The organism is Bacteroides ovatus, from assembly GCF_001314995.1.
In the GTDB taxonomy this organism is placed as follows: Bacteria; Bacteroidota; Bacteroidia; order Bacteroidales; family Bacteroidaceae; genus Bacteroides; species Bacteroides ovatus.
In genome coordinates this window covers 2,142,989-2,157,788 of sequence record NZ_CP012938.1, presented here as the reverse complement: position 1 = coordinate 2,157,788, position 14,800 = coordinate 2,142,989, and the positions used below count along the sequence as shown (strand labels likewise).

Annotated in this window: 13 protein-coding genes; 4 read left to right on the top strand and 9 right to left on the bottom strand. The window is 43.4% G+C overall.

Annotated features, from left to right (window positions below):
* The first annotated feature begins 47 nt into the window (after positions 1 to 47).
* Together Bovatus_RS08690 and Bovatus_RS08685 are read left to right on the top strand one after the other, a co-directional pair.
* Positions 48 to 311: a hypothetical protein gene (locus Bovatus_RS08690; RefSeq protein ID WP_004304421.1), complete on the top strand. Its 264-nt coding sequence runs from the start codon at positions 48 to 50 to the stop codon at positions 309 to 311.
* Positions 301 to 642, top strand: coding sequence for a type II toxin-antitoxin system RelE/ParE family toxin (locus Bovatus_RS08685; protein WP_004300933.1), 342 nt, complete (start codon positions 301 to 303; stop codon positions 640 to 642). The genes Bovatus_RS08690 and Bovatus_RS08685 overlap by 11 nt, the downstream gene beginning before the upstream one ends.
* A 107-nt stretch (positions 643 to 749) precedes the next feature.
* Here Bovatus_RS08685 and Bovatus_RS08680 read toward each other — a convergent pair whose 3' ends face one another.
* The 5 genes from Bovatus_RS08680 to Bovatus_RS08660 all read right to left on the bottom strand — a co-directional run bounded on the left by Bovatus_RS08680 (position 750) and on the right by Bovatus_RS08660 (position 8,890).
* The gene (locus Bovatus_RS08680; RefSeq protein WP_004300930.1) at positions 750 to 2,021 is read right to left on the bottom strand and encodes a TolC family protein; all 1,272 of its coding nucleotides are present in this window, start codon (positions 2,019 to 2,021) and stop codon (positions 750 to 752) included.
* Positions 2,022 to 2,069: 48 nt separating this feature from the next.
* Positions 2,070 to 5,102: an efflux RND transporter permease subunit gene (locus Bovatus_RS08675; RefSeq protein ID WP_004300928.1), complete on the bottom strand. Its 3,033-nt coding sequence runs from the start codon at positions 5,100 to 5,102 to the stop codon at positions 2,070 to 2,072.
* Positions 5,103 to 5,167: 65 nt separating this feature from the next.
* Entirely contained in the window at positions 5,168 to 6,223 is a 1,056-nt protein-coding gene (locus Bovatus_RS08670) for an efflux RND transporter periplasmic adaptor subunit (protein WP_004300926.1), read from the bottom strand.
* A gap of 1,094 nt (positions 6,224 to 7,317) precedes the next feature.
* Positions 7,318 to 7,749, bottom strand: coding sequence for a hypothetical protein (locus Bovatus_RS08665; protein ID WP_004300918.1), 432 nt, complete (start codon positions 7,747 to 7,749; stop codon positions 7,318 to 7,320).
* A gap of 733 nt (positions 7,750 to 8,482) precedes the next feature.
* Positions 8,483 to 8,890, bottom strand: coding sequence for a hypothetical protein (locus Bovatus_RS08660; RefSeq protein WP_004300910.1), 408 nt, complete (start codon positions 8,888 to 8,890; stop codon positions 8,483 to 8,485).
* 193 nt (positions 8,891 to 9,083) lie between these two features.
* Between Bovatus_RS08660 and Bovatus_RS08655 the strand changes: the two genes are divergently transcribed.
* Complete coding sequence (locus Bovatus_RS08655) at positions 9,084 to 10,298, top strand: ATP-binding protein (protein WP_004300908.1); 1,215 nt, start codon at positions 9,084 to 9,086, stop codon at positions 10,296 to 10,298.
* Between the two features lie 80 nt (positions 10,299 to 10,378).
* On the opposite strand, the gene Bovatus_RS08650 is transcribed toward Bovatus_RS08655, so the two are convergent.
* Positions 10,379 to 10,633, bottom strand: a complete 255-nt coding sequence (locus tag Bovatus_RS08650) for a type B 50S ribosomal protein L31 (protein WP_004300906.1) — start codon at positions 10,631 to 10,633, stop codon at positions 10,379 to 10,381.
* Positions 10,634 to 11,066: 433 nt separating this feature from the next.
* Between Bovatus_RS08650 and Bovatus_RS08645 the strand changes: the two genes are divergently transcribed.
* Positions 11,067 to 12,071 (top strand): class II fructose-bisphosphate aldolase, encoded by a 1,005-nt coding sequence (locus Bovatus_RS08645; protein WP_004300904.1) that lies wholly within the window; start codon positions 11,067 to 11,069, stop codon positions 12,069 to 12,071.
* Positions 12,072 to 12,255: 184 nt separating this feature from the next.
* Here the strand turns inward: Bovatus_RS08645 and Bovatus_RS08640 are convergent, their stop codons facing one another.
* Genes Bovatus_RS08640 through Bovatus_RS08630 form a run of 3 tightly spaced genes read right to left on the bottom strand, consistent with a single transcriptional unit; the run spans position 12,256 to position 14,794 of the window.
* Positions 12,256 to 13,416 (bottom strand): sodium ion-translocating decarboxylase subunit beta, encoded by a 1,161-nt coding sequence (locus tag Bovatus_RS08640; RefSeq protein ID WP_004300899.1) that lies wholly within the window; start codon positions 13,414 to 13,416, stop codon positions 12,256 to 12,258.
* Position 13,417: 1 nt separating this feature from the next.
* Complete coding sequence (locus Bovatus_RS08635) at positions 13,418 to 13,849, bottom strand: acetyl-CoA carboxylase biotin carboxyl carrier protein (RefSeq protein WP_004300895.1); 432 nt, start codon at positions 13,847 to 13,849, stop codon at positions 13,418 to 13,420.
* Positions 13,850 to 13,873: 24 nt separating this feature from the next.
* Complete coding sequence (locus Bovatus_RS08630) at positions 13,874 to 14,794, bottom strand: OadG family transporter subunit (protein WP_032851526.1); 921 nt, start codon at positions 14,792 to 14,794, stop codon at positions 13,874 to 13,876.
* Positions 14,795 to 14,800: the final 6 nt, after the last annotated feature.

The window sequence follows — 14,800 nt, the reverse complement described above, 5'->3', positions numbered from 1 at the left end:
ATAGCGTTATCTTTGTGTGAATGTATAACAGTAAAAATAGCAAGCGTATGAGTGCAATGTCATTGGAAGCCGAAAAGAACGAACTGATTCGGCGGATTCTGGATGTGGATGATGTCGCTATTCTGCGGAGAGTGAAATCGATGTTGAGTTGTGAAGAAGAGCAAACGAATGTTGTCGCAGAGGAAGCAGCTCCCTACCAGACAAAGGCGGAGATTCTGGCAAGCTTAGATCAGGCGTGTAAGGAACTGAAACTGAATCTGGAGGGTAAGTTGGAGTTTAAGTCATTAGATGATGCCCTTAATGAAATATAGAATAAGCGTTACCCTCGAATTTTTAAGGGAAATGAAGCATTTGTCAAAACGGTATAAATCGTTGAAAGAAGATCTTAGGAATTTTGGAAATGATTTGTTATTAAATCCTGAACAAGGAGTCAGTTTGGGCAATAATCTTCGTAAAATACGTATAGCGATAACTTCGAAAAATAAAGGTAAAAGTGGAGGTGCACGGGTGATAACCTATACGATAATCTGGACAGAAATAGATACAGAGATAAAATTGCTCACTATTTATGATAAGTCAGAACGTGCAAATATCACAGATAAGGAAATAGAAGATATCCTGAAGCAAAACGGTATTTTGTAGTCCTTATGATATAAAAAGAAATCGTCCTGTTTCACGGTTACGTGATAACAGGACGATTTCTTTTATAAGACTAAGACTTTGTGAACAAGTTTCTTTTGTTTCTAAATTTATTCACTGATAACCTTTCTGTATTCCGCTACCGCCATCTTTTCCGACAGATACGCATTAATCAGATTAGTGTGCGCCTGTGTCCATGACAATTGCGCGGAGAGCACATCCACCATATTTGCCTTTCCCTCATTATACGAGAAAGAAACCAAATCAAGATTTTCATTAGCCAGACTCATAGTCTCTTTGGCGGTTTTCACTTGATATTCCGTTTCCGTCAGTTTGGTCAGGGCGGCAGAAAGTTCCTCGTTGATATTATCCGTCACATAACTTTGTTGCAGTTTCTGTATGCCGATATACGCTTTCTGCTGACGGTTTGTTTTGAACCGGGCTCCCCAACGGAAGATCGGTATATTCAGGTTAATGCCGACGATGGGATTGAAAGAAACATCATAACCGAGGTTAGGTGTTGCTGTAGCCCATCCGCCGCTGAAATACATATTCAATTGCGGGTTGAACTGGCTAAGAGCCGCTTTGCGTTGCGCCTGACCTTTCATGATATTCACCTCCGTACTTTCATAATCCGCGCGACGTTGCAGTACATTCTCCAGAGAAAGGATCTGCACCGGAGCGGAAGCCGTGTCAATCGTGTACAGACTGTCTACGGGATTGTTCGGATCTTCTCCCATCAGGATATTCAGCTTTTGCAGCGCCAGCGTATAGTTCTGACGCGCCTTGATATATTGCAATTCCGCTTCTTTCAACCGGGTGGAAATCATTAATAAGTCCGTGCGACTAATCATACCGTCGTTAAAACGATCCTGAATGATGTCATACTGTTGCTTCACAATACTTTGATACTTGTCCGCCGCCTGCAACATAGCCTGTGAAGCAGAAGCATTCCAGTAAACCGCATCGCTCTGATAATGAATCTGGTCGATGGTAAGCTCCTCATTTAGTTGATTCAGCCTTTCATCCGCTTTGGCAATCTTGTGTTGGGCGTTGAGTGCTCCGCCCGTGTACAACGGTTGCGAGACGATAAATACACCTTGATAGGTATGGTTGCGGTATTCGCCTACCGGTTCGTTCCATGCGCTAAGGTCGCTCATGTTGAGGGTCCCGTCCGCATTGATATCAATTTTGGGCAAGAATCCCGTGTGAGCAATCTTCCGTGCTTCCGTACTTGCCATCGTCTTTAGTTTCTGTTGCTTCAGAATTTGACTGTAAGCTTCCACTTTATCCCGGTAAGCTTCCCGGCTAAGATAGGGCTGCTGTGCCCCGGCAGTGAGACCGAGGAACAGCAGAGACAGAGTTATAAGTTGAGTTTTCATTTTATTCAATCTATACAATAAATTCAAGTTTCATATAAGAGAAGGCAATTAGCCTTTGATTCTCTGAATGGCACAATAAGCTACCGGAAGAACAAACAATGTCAGAGCCGAAGCCACCAACAGACCTCCCATAATCGTAGCCGCCATACCGCCGAACATCGCGTCGAACAACAATGGCAACATACCCAGAATGGTAGTGCCGGACGCCATTGCTACGGGGACAATACGACTCGTTGTAGCACTGACAACAGCATCCAACGGCTTTTTGCCCGTTTTAGCCTCTAGATCAATCTGTTCCACCAGTACAATCGCATTTTTGATATTCATCCCAATTAGTCCGAGCAAACCAAGGATGGAGAAGAAGTCGAACGACTTGCCTAGCAACACCAATCCCAAAACGATACCGATAAAAATAAGCGGTAACATCAACAAGATCACTGTCGGCTTACGATACGTCCTGAACAGGAACAACAGCGTGACGAACATCAGGAAGAACGTCAACGGTAAATTCTTGGCCAACGCCTCGTTAGACTCCACCTGACTTTCCTGTTCCCCGAAATACTTCATCGTATACCCCTCCGGCACTTTAATCTCTTTCTGCACCAGCGGCCAAACCTCATTGAAAGCAGCAATCGCATTCACTCCGCGACGCGGATCGCATTGCGCCATCATCACCATTTGCCGGTTGTAATCCTTCACATTCGAGAAACGATATTGGAAATCAAATTCCGATACCACCTGTTCCAGACTGGTCGTTTCATTCCCCGTGCCGAACACGGGCAACGTGCGCAGGTCATTGATGCGGAACGAATCCACCGTGTTATCCTTCAATAAGATAGGAAGCACCTGATCGCCCTGCCGGTACTCTCCAAGCGTCATACCTGTGGTTCCGATCTGGATACTTTGTGCCATTCCCTGACGCGATACCCCTAACGGTTGCGCCCGTTCGGGACTATATACAGGCTTCCATACAGGAACTTTATTTCCCCACGAATTGCGCACATTGATTAAATCCGGATTCCGGTGCATAATCTCTAAAGCCTGGTTGGTGAGCGCCACAAGCGTGTCCACATTCGGACCGATAAACCCGATTTCGATAGCGGCATCCACCGCAGGCGACAGTTTAAACAGACTGGTGCGGGTAATCGCATTCGGATAATTCGCCTTCATGTACGCGTCGAAATCTTCTTCATACTCTTTTGTATATTTACTGTCCGTCAATTCAACCAATACATTGGCAAAATTCGGTTTCGGCCCCACCGAAGTAGAAGCCAGATAATACCTTAACGGCGTGCTGCCGAAGGTGATCGATACTTTCTTCACTTCCGGCTGCTTTGCCAGATGCTCTTCCACGGATTTCATCTCTTTCACTACATCATTGATGCTATACCCGTCGGGATAAAACACGTCCGCCCGGAAATAAGGCTTATCGAGAGAAGGGAAGAAGTTTTGCGGCATCATTCCCATGATAACCAGCGAAGCAACAAAGAGCACTACCATCGAACCCAGTGTCAATGTTTTTCTGCGAATCAGCGTGCGGAGGATGGAGGCGAATTTGTGATAGAACGGTTTGTCATACGGGTCTTTCGTGCCGTCCTTTGCCTTCGCTTTCAGAATGAAATTACCGAAAACGGTGGTCTGCGTCAGCGCGAGCACCCAGCTCAATCCCAGCGAGATGGCAAGCACCACAAAAAGCGGTTTCACGATTTCCGCCACGGCAGAAGGAGCAAGGTAGAGCGGGAGGAACGAACAGATAGCGATGAACGTAGCTCCGAGCAATCCCCATTGCGGACCGGTTGCTCCGTCTATCAGCGCTTTCCGCCGGTCTACTCCGCGGGCGATGGCAATCTGTGCATTGTCTGTCACCACGATGGCGTTATCCACCAGCATCCCCATGGCGATGATAAATCCCGCCAACGAAGTACGGTTCAGCCCGACACCGAAGAAAGACATGATAAGCAATGTGCCGCCAATAGAGAAAATCAGTGACGAGCCGATCAGCATACCTGCGCGCAAACCCATCACCAACATGATAATCACAATAACAATCAGAATCGATTCGATCAGATTGATGATAAATCCGTTGTTGGCTTCGTTGGCAATTTCGTTCTCTAGATACAGGCTTTGCAGTTCCAGTCCCACAGGCATCAGTGGCAACAATTCGTCCAGTTTGGCTTTCACGTTCTTGCCCGTCTGCACCACGTCCCGTTGCGGGTCGGTGGAGACGCCGATGCCGATGGCACGTTTGCCGTTCACGTGCATGATGTTGGATGGAGGGTCCATGTACCCTTTTTCGATGACGGCGATATCGCCCAGTTTCACCTGTCCGGCTTGGGTGGTAATCACCTGGTTACGGATATCGTCTACGGTGGTATACATACCGTTGGCAGTCACCCGGAGCTGTTGTTCGCCGGTACGGATTTCTCCGGTATTAATAATCTGGTTCTGCGATTGCAACAGACTGGCAAGCTGTTTCGGGTCGATGCCCATACCTACGAGCTTATTGGTGGAAATAAAAATATTGACTACCTCCGTCTGCGTCCCGAATAGGGCGACTTTCATCACCCCGTCCGCCGTCACTACCTGCGTCTTGATCCGTTCCGCCCAGTTGCGCATCTCTTCGTATGTGTAACCGTCGTCCGCCGTCAGACCGTAATAGATACCGAACACGTCGCCGAAATCATCGGAAACCGTCGGTGCGGAAGCACCGCTCGGCAACTGTGGCTGTATATTTAGCACCTTCCGTCGCAACTCATCCCACTTCTGCGGAATGGAGCTTGCCGACAAGGAAGGTTGCAACTCGAATGTGATTTTTGAGAGCCCGTACATCGATTCCGATTTTATCTTGTACACACCGCTCATACTTTGAATCTCACGAGAGATAGGCTCGGTAATCAACCGCTCCACTTCTGCCGGTTCGGCACCCGGATAGCGGGTCATAATAACCGCCGACTTTATGACGAAAGGAGCATCCTCTTTCTTACCCAGCTTGCCGAAGGAAGTGATTCCCCCAATCAGCAATACAGCAAGAAAGAAATAGATGATTTTCGTATTATCTAATGAATATTTGGCTAAACTCATAATAAATGATCGTTGATAATTGATGAATGACAGCGGATAAATGATACTTAATCATTTATCAACTATCACCTGTCAACAGTTGTGATAGATTCTCCTTCTACTAGTTGGTATACGCCTGCTATGACGATTTTTTCACCGGGTTTCAAACCTTCCGAGATGAGCGCCTGTGCTTCTCCGGTCGGGGCGTTGACGGTCACTTCCCGTTTGTGGACTTTGTTGTCTTCTACCACCCAGACATACATTTTATTCCCTTCGCTTTCGCCGAATACGGCACTAAGCGGTACGATCGTCCAGCTATCCTGCACCAACGGACCTACATCTGCCGTGAAACGGATGCTGCACGTGAAACCGGGTTTCACAGCATACAGATCGCGGTCGAATGACGGATCGTCAATCGTGATGCTGACCGGAATTCCTGTGCCATCCGTAGAAATATCAAGATATTCTTCCAGTTTCGCTTGAAACACGTGTCCTTTAAATGTGTCGAACTCTACAAGGAAACGCGGGTCTTTGGCGCGCAACAAATAAAGATACGCATCCGGAATGGTGAATTTGATACGCAGATTGTGTGTATTGACAAGCTGCACGATACCCTCACCGGAGTTGACACGCTGATAGTTTTCCACCAGTCGTTTTTCGATAGAACCGTCGAAAGGAGCTGTCAGCTTGGTGTCGCGCATATTGTTGGCAGACAGTTCGTATTCAGACTTCGCCTTCTGGAAGTTGGCGAGGCTGATTTCATATTCCTGCACGGAGATCGCTTGCCGGGAGAGGAGCCGTTTGTTGCGTTCCACTTGTGCCGAAGCCGTTTCGTATGCCGATTTCGTGGCGGCATATTGCAACGCGATGTCTCTGGGGTCGATAGCCGCGATGAGTTGTCCTTTTTTCACTTTCTGTCCTTCGATGACAGGAAGCTGGATGATTTGTCCGTTGACCCGGAAAGCCAGCTTCACATATTCCACCGCTTCCACGATTCCCGAGAAATCTTTTCTGATAATCGATCTTGACTCGACAATCGTAGTCTTTACAGGACGTGCAGTTGTCGTTGTCGTTTCTTTTTTCTGTCCGCAGCCAGCCAGCAAGATTGCAGCCGCCAGGACGAATCCAAATTCCTTTTTCATATACCACGTTGATGTTTAGAGGTTTTGCGTTGATAAATAGCGAATAATATACTAAAACAACTCCTGTTTATTTATGTTCAACATTCCTGTCTTTTCATATCCTGCCTCTTAACCTTTATATGGAACACAAAAAAAACGGGAACTTTACGAGTTCACCACAGAGGACACAGAGTTCTTCTCTCTCTTTCCGTAAGCAAAACAGAGCGATAAATACGATTACTCTGTATTACTCTATAGTGAATAAAAAATAGTTAACCTCTGTGTCCTCCGTGTCCTCTGTAGTGAAATATAAATTCCCATTTAGCAAAGAAGTGTGCAGAAATAAACTAAAATCGCACTATTTTGCTCATTTCAGTGCAAAAATGAATGAAACGGTGCAGAAATGAATGAAATTTTTTCCTACTATAAAGTTGAAAAACATAAAAACATCTGCCACCTGCAACGAAAAGCGTGTAATACACTAGTTAATAAATAGTTGGAACGTTGCAGATACCTGTGGCAGATAGGTTGCAGATAAAGTATCTGCAACACGTTATATAATCAAAGAAAAAGCCTTGATTCCTTTGTGCAAAGCTATGGGATAATTGGGGTGACTCTATGGAGAAATGGTGGTGTCTCTACGGGGAAACGACAGTATCCTTACGTGGAAACTGTAGTGTCTCGCCTTAGAAACTTTCGTTTCCTGCCGTGGAAATTGTAATTTCTAATTCCGGGAACGACAGTTCCCCGCCTGGAAACGGGAAGTTTATGTATACAATAAACTTTTGCCCTCCTGGAGAATTAGCTTATGTAAGGTTTATACTGTGTTGCAGATACTTTATCTGCAACCTATCTGCCGCAGGTATCTGCAACGCTCTAACTATTTATCAACTAGTGCATTACACGCGTTTGGTTGCAGGTGGCAGATGTTTTCATGTTTTTTCAACTTTATAGAAGAGGATTACGCATCAAAATTAGGGTCACAACCGTAAGTCATAAAACAAATTCACCTCTGTGTCCTCTGTGTCCTCTGTGGTAAAAACCGTGCAATAATGTGCCAATATGCTAATTGTTTACGTTGTGTCCCACATGGTAATTGGTACGCTGATAATTATTCACCATTGAAACCTTTTGCGCAGCCTTTTTATCCAACTGTCGCTACGTATAACATTATTATTCTGTCCAATCGCTTTTTTCAAATCCCGGATTCGTTCGTTTTGTCTCTTCATTGCTGCCTGTATTTCGTTTATCAACGTATTTATTTCCTTCTGCAGCTGAATTTCCTTTTCTTTCAATTGAATAATGTGGGCGTATTTCTCGCAGACCATTGTTTTGTCTATGCACAGTTGTTCCAGCGTATCAATATATTCTGCTGTAATGCCGGCTTTACTTCGGCGAAAGAGTTCCAGAATACATTCTTCGTCAACGTTCGGAACATTGTCTATGTATAACATAGGGAATTGTCCCATTTCCACCCAAAGCAGGATTGCTTCTTTTTCGATGTGATACTTAATCACTGCTTTTTCTACACTAATCCATTTTGGCATATTGCTTTTGTTTTAATGTGTTATAAAAAAAGGAGTAAATAATGTATTGTCCGGAGAGGTGCAACGAACACCCACGATTTTTATGATTTCGGTCGGGTGGGGAATTGGTTGGGGTATAAGGATTGTTGAAACCGACCGGATACAATAAAAGCGTGAGTGCTGTTGTACCATTATCTAAACTTAAGGCTTAGCAATACCCTTCACCAGATAATGATAAACAACAGACACCCACGCCAAACGTTTATATATAACAAATCTCTAATCGATATGTTGATATACGACTATCTACGTGGAGTATCTGTTGTATCATCTCTCGGTGTGAAAAAACTGCTAATTTTTAAGTTTGAGAGACAATACGTTATTTACTCCATTAAGGAATAAAAACCGCTTTTGCCTGTTTCATCACGCTGATGGGCAGAAAGCGTGTGACAAAGATATATGTTTTTTTCGGAATAGGATGGAAAAGAGGAAATAAATGCAGGAAATATGGTATGAGAATAGAGAGTATGGTATAAAGATGGTAAATATGCTATACGGGTGGCAAATATAATGTGATGATAAAAAGGAGGGAGCCAAAAGTAAAACCATCTATTAGATTGATATTATTTAGGTACGGATTACACGGATTTCGCGGTTTTAGTCTAATGGAACCGTGAAACCCGTGTAATCCGTGCCTAAATGAAAGCCATAAAAGTCTTTTGACCTCGTATTGTCTTTCCGTGCAATTCTTTTTTTAGCTGCGATTTCTTTTGGGCTTTCCGGAGAAGATAGTCAGTTCAAGAATTGCAAAGATGATTTCCGTTGTGGTATATCCGGTAAATGAATATTCTAAATTTTCATTTTCGGAGAAGTATTTGAGATAAACGGTTGGAGTGCCATTGTGGAAGTCGAGAAAAAGGTAAGAAGTATAATCATAGATGCCAAGATCGGCAAACTCGTTCAGAATCGCTGTGTTGAAAATCGTGCATTGGCCTGTCTTTGATTCATTTCCGGACATTTCGAATCTGCGATGTTCTTTTGCGAGATCGTCTTTATTCACATGCCTGAATTGTTCTTGCAGTTCTTTACTGAAAGAAAGGCGTTGTCTGATGAAATTAAAAACTTCTTCCTTTGTCATTTGTTTTAAATCGGTTATTTCCATTTTTTATTAATTAGTCGGGTAAAGGTACTTTCTTTATTTGGTAATAAATCGGATTTAGTCATATTTCTTTTATTTATTTTTCGGCTTATAACCCTAAAAGAATCTGAATTTATGGATTTATTTAGGGTTATAACCCTAAAAACTTTCCGAAAATAGTATATCTTTGTGCTTATAACCCTAAAAACTTTTGAATATGATTAATCGTGAACAGTATATGGAACAAATTGTTCCTTTTATAGATAAGCCGTTTGTAAAAGTGATAACGGGTATTCGTCGCAGTGGAAAGTCGGTAGTGCTGCGTCTGATTCGTGACGAACTGTTGAGGAGGGGAGTTCGTGAAGAACGTATCATCTATCTGAATTTTGAAAGTTTTCAGTGGATAGATTTGAAAGAGGCGAAGGCTTTGTATGCTTATATTCGGGGACAGGCGGGAGATGCGGGTAAATATTATATTCTCTTGGATGAAATTCAGGAAGTGGACGGTTGGGAAAAAGTGGTCAACTCACTTCTGGTAGATTTGGATACGGATATTTATGTGACCGGCTCCAACTCACGTATGTTATCGTCCGAACTGGCAACTTATTTAACGGGACGGTATGTCGCTTTCCATGTCATGACCTTGTCTTTTAGAGAATATCTGACTTTCCATGACTTGCAGGCCAATGATCCGACACTCAACCGGAAGGAGGAATTTCAGAAATATCTCCGTATGGGAGGATTCCCAGCCATACATACTGCCGATTATGGATATGAGGCTATCTATAAAATTGTTTACGACATCTATTCTTCTGTCATTCTTCGTGACACGGTGCAGCGTCACAATATCCGGAATGTGGAACTGCTCGAACGGGTAGTGAAGTTTGTTTTCGATAATATAGGCAATAAGCTGAACGCTAAAAATATAGCCGATTACTTCAAAAGTCAGCAACGGAAGGTGGATATGAATACCATCTATAATTATCTGAATGCATTGGAAAGTGCTTTTATCATTCAACGTATTCCCCGATATGATATTAAAGGAAAGGAAATTCTGCAGACGAATGAGAAGTATTTTGTAAGTGACCTTTCTTTGATTTATTCCGTGATGGGCTATCGTGACCGGTTGATTGCAGGTATGTTGGAGAATCTGGTCTGTCTGGAGTTGAAAAGAAGGGGTTATGAAGTGTATGTAGGCAAACAGGATGATAAAGAAGTGGATTTTGTAGCCATCCGTCGGGAAGAAAAGATTTATGTGCAAGTAACATATCAGTTAGCTTCACAGGCCACTGTTGAGAGGGAGTTTGCTCCTTTGCTCGCCATTAACGACCATTATCCTAAATATGTAGTTAGCATGGACAGCTTGTGGCAGGATAATGTGGAGGGTGTCAGGCATCGTCATATAGCCGATTTCTTGTTGGATGATGCTTGATGTTAAGGAATATAGAAAACGAAAAAGAGGAAATTCTCTGCGAGAATCTCCTCTTTTTTCATCTTTCACGAAAGATCGAATTATTTCTTCTTACGGTCACCGTAACGGCTCATGAACTTATCAACACGACCTGCAGTATCTACCAATGTAGATTTACCTGTATAGAACGGGTGAGAAGTGTTTGAGATTTCAATCTTCAGCAACGGATAAGTTTCACCTTCGAATTCGATGGTTTCTTTAGTTGCTACAGTTGATCTAGACAAAAACATGTCACCATTTGACATATCTTTAAATACTACCGGACGGTATGATTCTGGATGAAGGCCTTTTTTCATTTCAGTATCTGTTTTTTTAATTTATATTCTGTTACTATTTTGGTAAGAAATAGTGTAATGGTCATTTTCAGAGCGCAAAGATAATGCTTTTCTGTGAAATAGAAAAAGGTTTTCTAAAATTTCTGATTTCTAATTTATGATTTCTGATTTGCTATGCAGATTTTGGTGATTAAATGAATGAAAAATGAGGTATAAATAAGGTATAAATAAGGAGATATAAATCCGAAGGCATCAATCAGAATTCAGAAATCATAAATCCCAAAGTTTGCAAGGTGGACATTACAATCTAATGTCACACTCGTATTCCTGCTAAATTTTGCAGTCTGATTTAAACCTTTTTCTACTATATTTTTCTTTCCGATGTTCGTTATTCGATGGATAATGCTTACTTTTGCGTAGAATTTTTATTCACTAACAATAAACTTTAAACAAAATGGTAAATTACAAAGATTTAGGATTGGTAAACACAAGAGAAATGTTTGCTAAGGCTATCAAAGGTGGATATGCTATCCCAGCATTCAACTTCAACAATATGGAACAAATGCAGGCTATCATCAAGGCTGCTGTTGAAACTAAATCTCCTGTGATTCTTCAGGTTTCTAAAGGTGCTCGTCAGTATGCTAACGCTACTTTGTTGCGTTACATGGCACAGGGTGCTGTAGAATATGCTAAAGAATTAGGCTGCGCACATCCGGAAATCGTTCTTCACCTTGACCACGGAGATACATTCGAAACTTGCAAATCTTGTATCGATTCTGGTTTCTCTTCAGTAATGATCGATGGTTCTCACCTTCCTTACGAAGAAAACGTAGCATTGACTAAGAAAGTTGTTGAATACGCTCACCAGTTTGACGTAACTGTAGAAGGTGAACTTGGCGTATTGGCTGGTGTAGAAGATGAAGTTTCTTCCGACCATCACACATATACTGACCCTGAAGAAGTAATCGACTTCGCTACTCGCACTGGTTGCGACTCTTTGGCTATCTCAATCGGTACTTCTCACGGTGCTTACAAGTTTACTCCGGAACAATGCCACATCGACCCGAAGACTGGCCGTATGGTTCCTCCTCCATTGGCTTTCGAAGTATTGGACGCTGTAATGGAAAAACTTCCGGGATTCCCTATCGTTCTTCACGGATCATCTTCAGTTCCGGAAGAAGAAGTGGAAACTATCAACAAATATGGTGGTGCACTGAAAGCTGCTATCGGCATTCCGGAAGAAGAATTGCGTAAAGCTGCTAAGTCTGCTGTTTGCAAAATCAACATCGACTCTGACTCTCGTCTGGCTATGACTGCTGCTATACGTAAGGTATTCGCTGAAAAACCGGCTGAATTCGACCCACGTAAGTATCTTGGTCCGGCTCGTGACAACATGGAAAAACTGTACAAGCACAAAATCATCAACGTGCTCGGTTCTGACAACAAATTGGCACAGTAATAATCTCCGGATTATTCCATAAATAAAAGAAAGAGGCTGCTCCGGTTTGAACACTGGTAGCAGCCTTTTTTATGACGTTTAATCGTTTCAGAACGGAGAGAAGATAACACTATGGCTGTAATAAAGAACACCCGTGTCACAACTGAATGTAACACGGGTGTTCTTATCTATTATATAATGTTTCTTACATCAAGAATCCAAGCAGAATACCGGCAGCAACAGCTGAACCGATCACTCCGGCAACGTTCGGACCCATAGCGTGCATCAGCAAATAGTTGGTCGAATCATATTCCAAACCAATCACTTGTGAGATACGTGCAGAGTCGGGAACAGCAGAAACACCTGCATTACCGATCAACGGATTGATCTTATTACCCTTCTTCAGGAAGATATTGAAGATCTTAACGAAGATGACACCAGATGCCGTTGCAATAACAAATGACAATGCACCGAGGGCAAAGATCTTGATAGAGTCAAGCGTCAGGAATTCGGATGCTTGTGTAGAAGCACCTACTGTCAGACCCAACAGGATAGTGATTGTATCAATCAACGGACCACTGGCAGTATTAGCCAAACGGCGGGTTACACCACTTTCTTTCAACAGGTTACCGAAGAACAGCATACCCAGCAAAGGCAGACCGGAAGGAACCAGGAAACAAGTCAGCAACAAACCGATGATCGGGAAAATCACCTTCTCCGTGTGAGAAACGGCACGCGGCGGTTTCATGCGGATGACACGTTCGTTCTTGGTGGTGAGCAGACGCATGATAGGCGGCTGTATCACCGGAACCAACGCCATATAGGAGTAGGCGGACACCGCAATGGCTCCCATCAGGTTAGGTGCTAGCTTGGAAGAAAGGAAGATGGCCGTCGGGCCGTCTGCTCCACCAATGATACCGATAGCACCGGCTTGCATTGGGTCGAAACCCATTTCCAATGCGATCATATATGCACCGAAGATACCGAACTGTGCAGCTGCACCAATCAGCATCAATTTTGGATTAGAGATAAGTGCCGAGAAGTCCGTCATGGCACCGATACCCAAAAAGATGAGTGGCGGATACCAGCCGGAGGTCACTCCCTGATACAATATATTCAATACAGAACCTTCTTCATAAATACCGACTTTCAGCCCGGCATCCATATTAAAAGGTATGTTACCGATCAATATACCGAAACCGATAGGAATCAGCAGCATCGGTTCGAACTCTTTGGCTATTGCCAAATAGATGAATACCAAGCCAACGAGAATCATGACTACATGCCCTACCGTAGCATTGGCAAAGCCTGTGTATGTCCAGAAGTCGGCTAGGTTATTTCCTAAAAAGTTTATAAAGTCTCCCATATTATTCAATAATTACGAGGTCATTACCTTCAAGAACAGAGTCTCCCTTGTTGACGTTGATGGCAGTAATCTTACCGTCCTTATCCGCATTGATATTGTTTTCCATCTTCATGGCTTCCAATATGATAATGGTCTGTCCTTTCTTTACAGTATCGCCTACATTCACTTTGATGTCGAGGATCACACCCGGCAGCGGAGATTTTACTCCTGATTTTCCGGTAGACGGAGCGGTCGGTTTCACTACTTGAGTAGGAGCAGCAGGAGCATTAGGCATCGGGCGTACTGTCACGGGTTTCGCAACAGGCTTCGGCTGTTTCTCCATTTCTACTTTATAGTGTGTACCGTTCACTTCTACATGAGCGATGTTGTCTTCAATATCTCCGATGGTTACTTTATATGAGTTACCGTTGATTTTATATTTATATTCTTTCATCGTTTTTACTTTTTAAAAGGTGACTTACTTTCTGGGAGGAGTTTCACGCAAAGTGTAAATCTTCGAACTCCATGGTGAGTAGCTGCGTTTTACGCGGGTGATGGTCAGCACCGTTTCTTCTACGTCGTGCACCTCATCCTGCATTTCGTGTAATGCCATAGAAATAGCAGCGTATACTTCGCCCGGAGCCTGTGACAGTTCCTTAGCTTCATGCTTGTCAATGCCTTTAGATTTCATAGCGTTGCGCTTGCTCAAATTAACAGCTACTTTTCCTACAATCTTAAAAGCAATAAAGAGAAGAATCAATCCGCAGAATACTACGCTCATGGCAGAAATGGACATTCCAACGCCATCAGCATCGTGTTCTTCAAACTTTTCCATCTTGGAATTGCTGTCAAGAGTCTTGTTGTTGGTGCTCGGAGTCACGTATTTGTCACCGCTTCCACTTTTTACTTCCCATTCAGCTGCCCCGTCGCTTACACGAGCGTATGATTGATTGGGACCGAGAGTGCCTGCGGGCACTACAATCTGGTCGAGCAACTTTTTGCCGGAGTCGAACAGACCCACCCAATTAGCTGTTTCCGGATTCAGCTTGAAGCTGGTATGGAAAGTACCACGGTTAGGTTCGCCATCTGCCCAGAATAGTGCATGTTGGCGTGGTTTCACTAAGGTGAGTATATCACCTTTCGGGATAAAATAAGTAACTGTATCGCCCGGTTGGCTGCTTACTTTCAGCAAGCAAGCTGCCAGGTCGGCGCTACCGAATGATTTATTGAATATTTCAATCCATGCGCTGTGCAATCCGTAATCGTCCTGAAAATTACTCTGATTGTCTATCAGGATTTCGTTTAGCACCAGCTTATTGTTCGACTTTTGCTCTCCACAAGAAGTCAGACCAATCAGCAACAGCAAAGAAAGGAATATTCCGATTTTGGTTTTGTTCATAATCGT

Bases quoted from the DNA above. Each gene is read 5' to 3' on its own strand.
- Bovatus_RS08665 (WP_004300918.1), bottom strand. From the start codon at position 7,749: ATGCCAAAATGGATTAGTGTAGAAAAAGCAGTGATTAAGTATCACATC.
- Bovatus_RS08635 (WP_004300895.1), bottom strand. From the start codon at position 13,849: ATGAAAGAATATAAATATAAAATCAACGGTAACTCATATAAAGTAACC.
- Bovatus_RS08650 (WP_004300906.1), bottom strand. From the start codon at position 10,633: ATGAAAAAAGGCCTTCATCCAGAATCATACCGTCCGGTAGTATTTAAA.
- Bovatus_RS08645 (WP_004300904.1), top strand. From the start codon at position 11,067: ATGGTAAATTACAAAGATTTAGGATTGGTAAACACAAGAGAAATGTTT.
- Bovatus_RS08680 (WP_004300930.1), bottom strand. From the start codon at position 2,021: ATGAAAACTCAACTTATAACTCTGTCTCTGCTGTTCCTCGGTCTCACT.
- Bovatus_RS08670 (WP_004300926.1), bottom strand. From the start codon at position 6,223: ATGAAAAAGGAATTTGGATTCGTCCTGGCGGCTGCAATCTTGCTGGCT.
- Bovatus_RS08660 (WP_004300910.1), bottom strand. From the start codon at position 8,890: ATGGAAATAACCGATTTAAAACAAATGACAAAGGAAGAAGTTTTTAAT.
- Bovatus_RS08640 (WP_004300899.1), bottom strand. From the start codon at position 13,416: ATGGGAGACTTTATAAACTTTTTAGGAAATAACCTAGCCGACTTCTGG.
- Bovatus_RS08630 (WP_032851526.1), bottom strand. From the start codon at position 14,794: ATGAACAAAACCAAAATCGGAATATTCCTTTCTTTGCTGTTGCTGATT.
- Bovatus_RS08685 (WP_004300933.1), top strand. From the start codon at position 301: ATGAAATATAGAATAAGCGTTACCCTCGAATTTTTAAGGGAAATGAAG.
- Bovatus_RS08675 (WP_004300928.1), bottom strand. From the start codon at position 5,102: ATGAGTTTAGCCAAATATTCATTAGATAATACGAAAATCATCTATTTC.
- Bovatus_RS08655 (WP_004300908.1), top strand. From the start codon at position 9,084: ATGATTAATCGTGAACAGTATATGGAACAAATTGTTCCTTTTATAGAT.
- Bovatus_RS08690 (WP_004304421.1), top strand. From the start codon at position 48: ATGAGTGCAATGTCATTGGAAGCCGAAAAGAACGAACTGATTCGGCGG.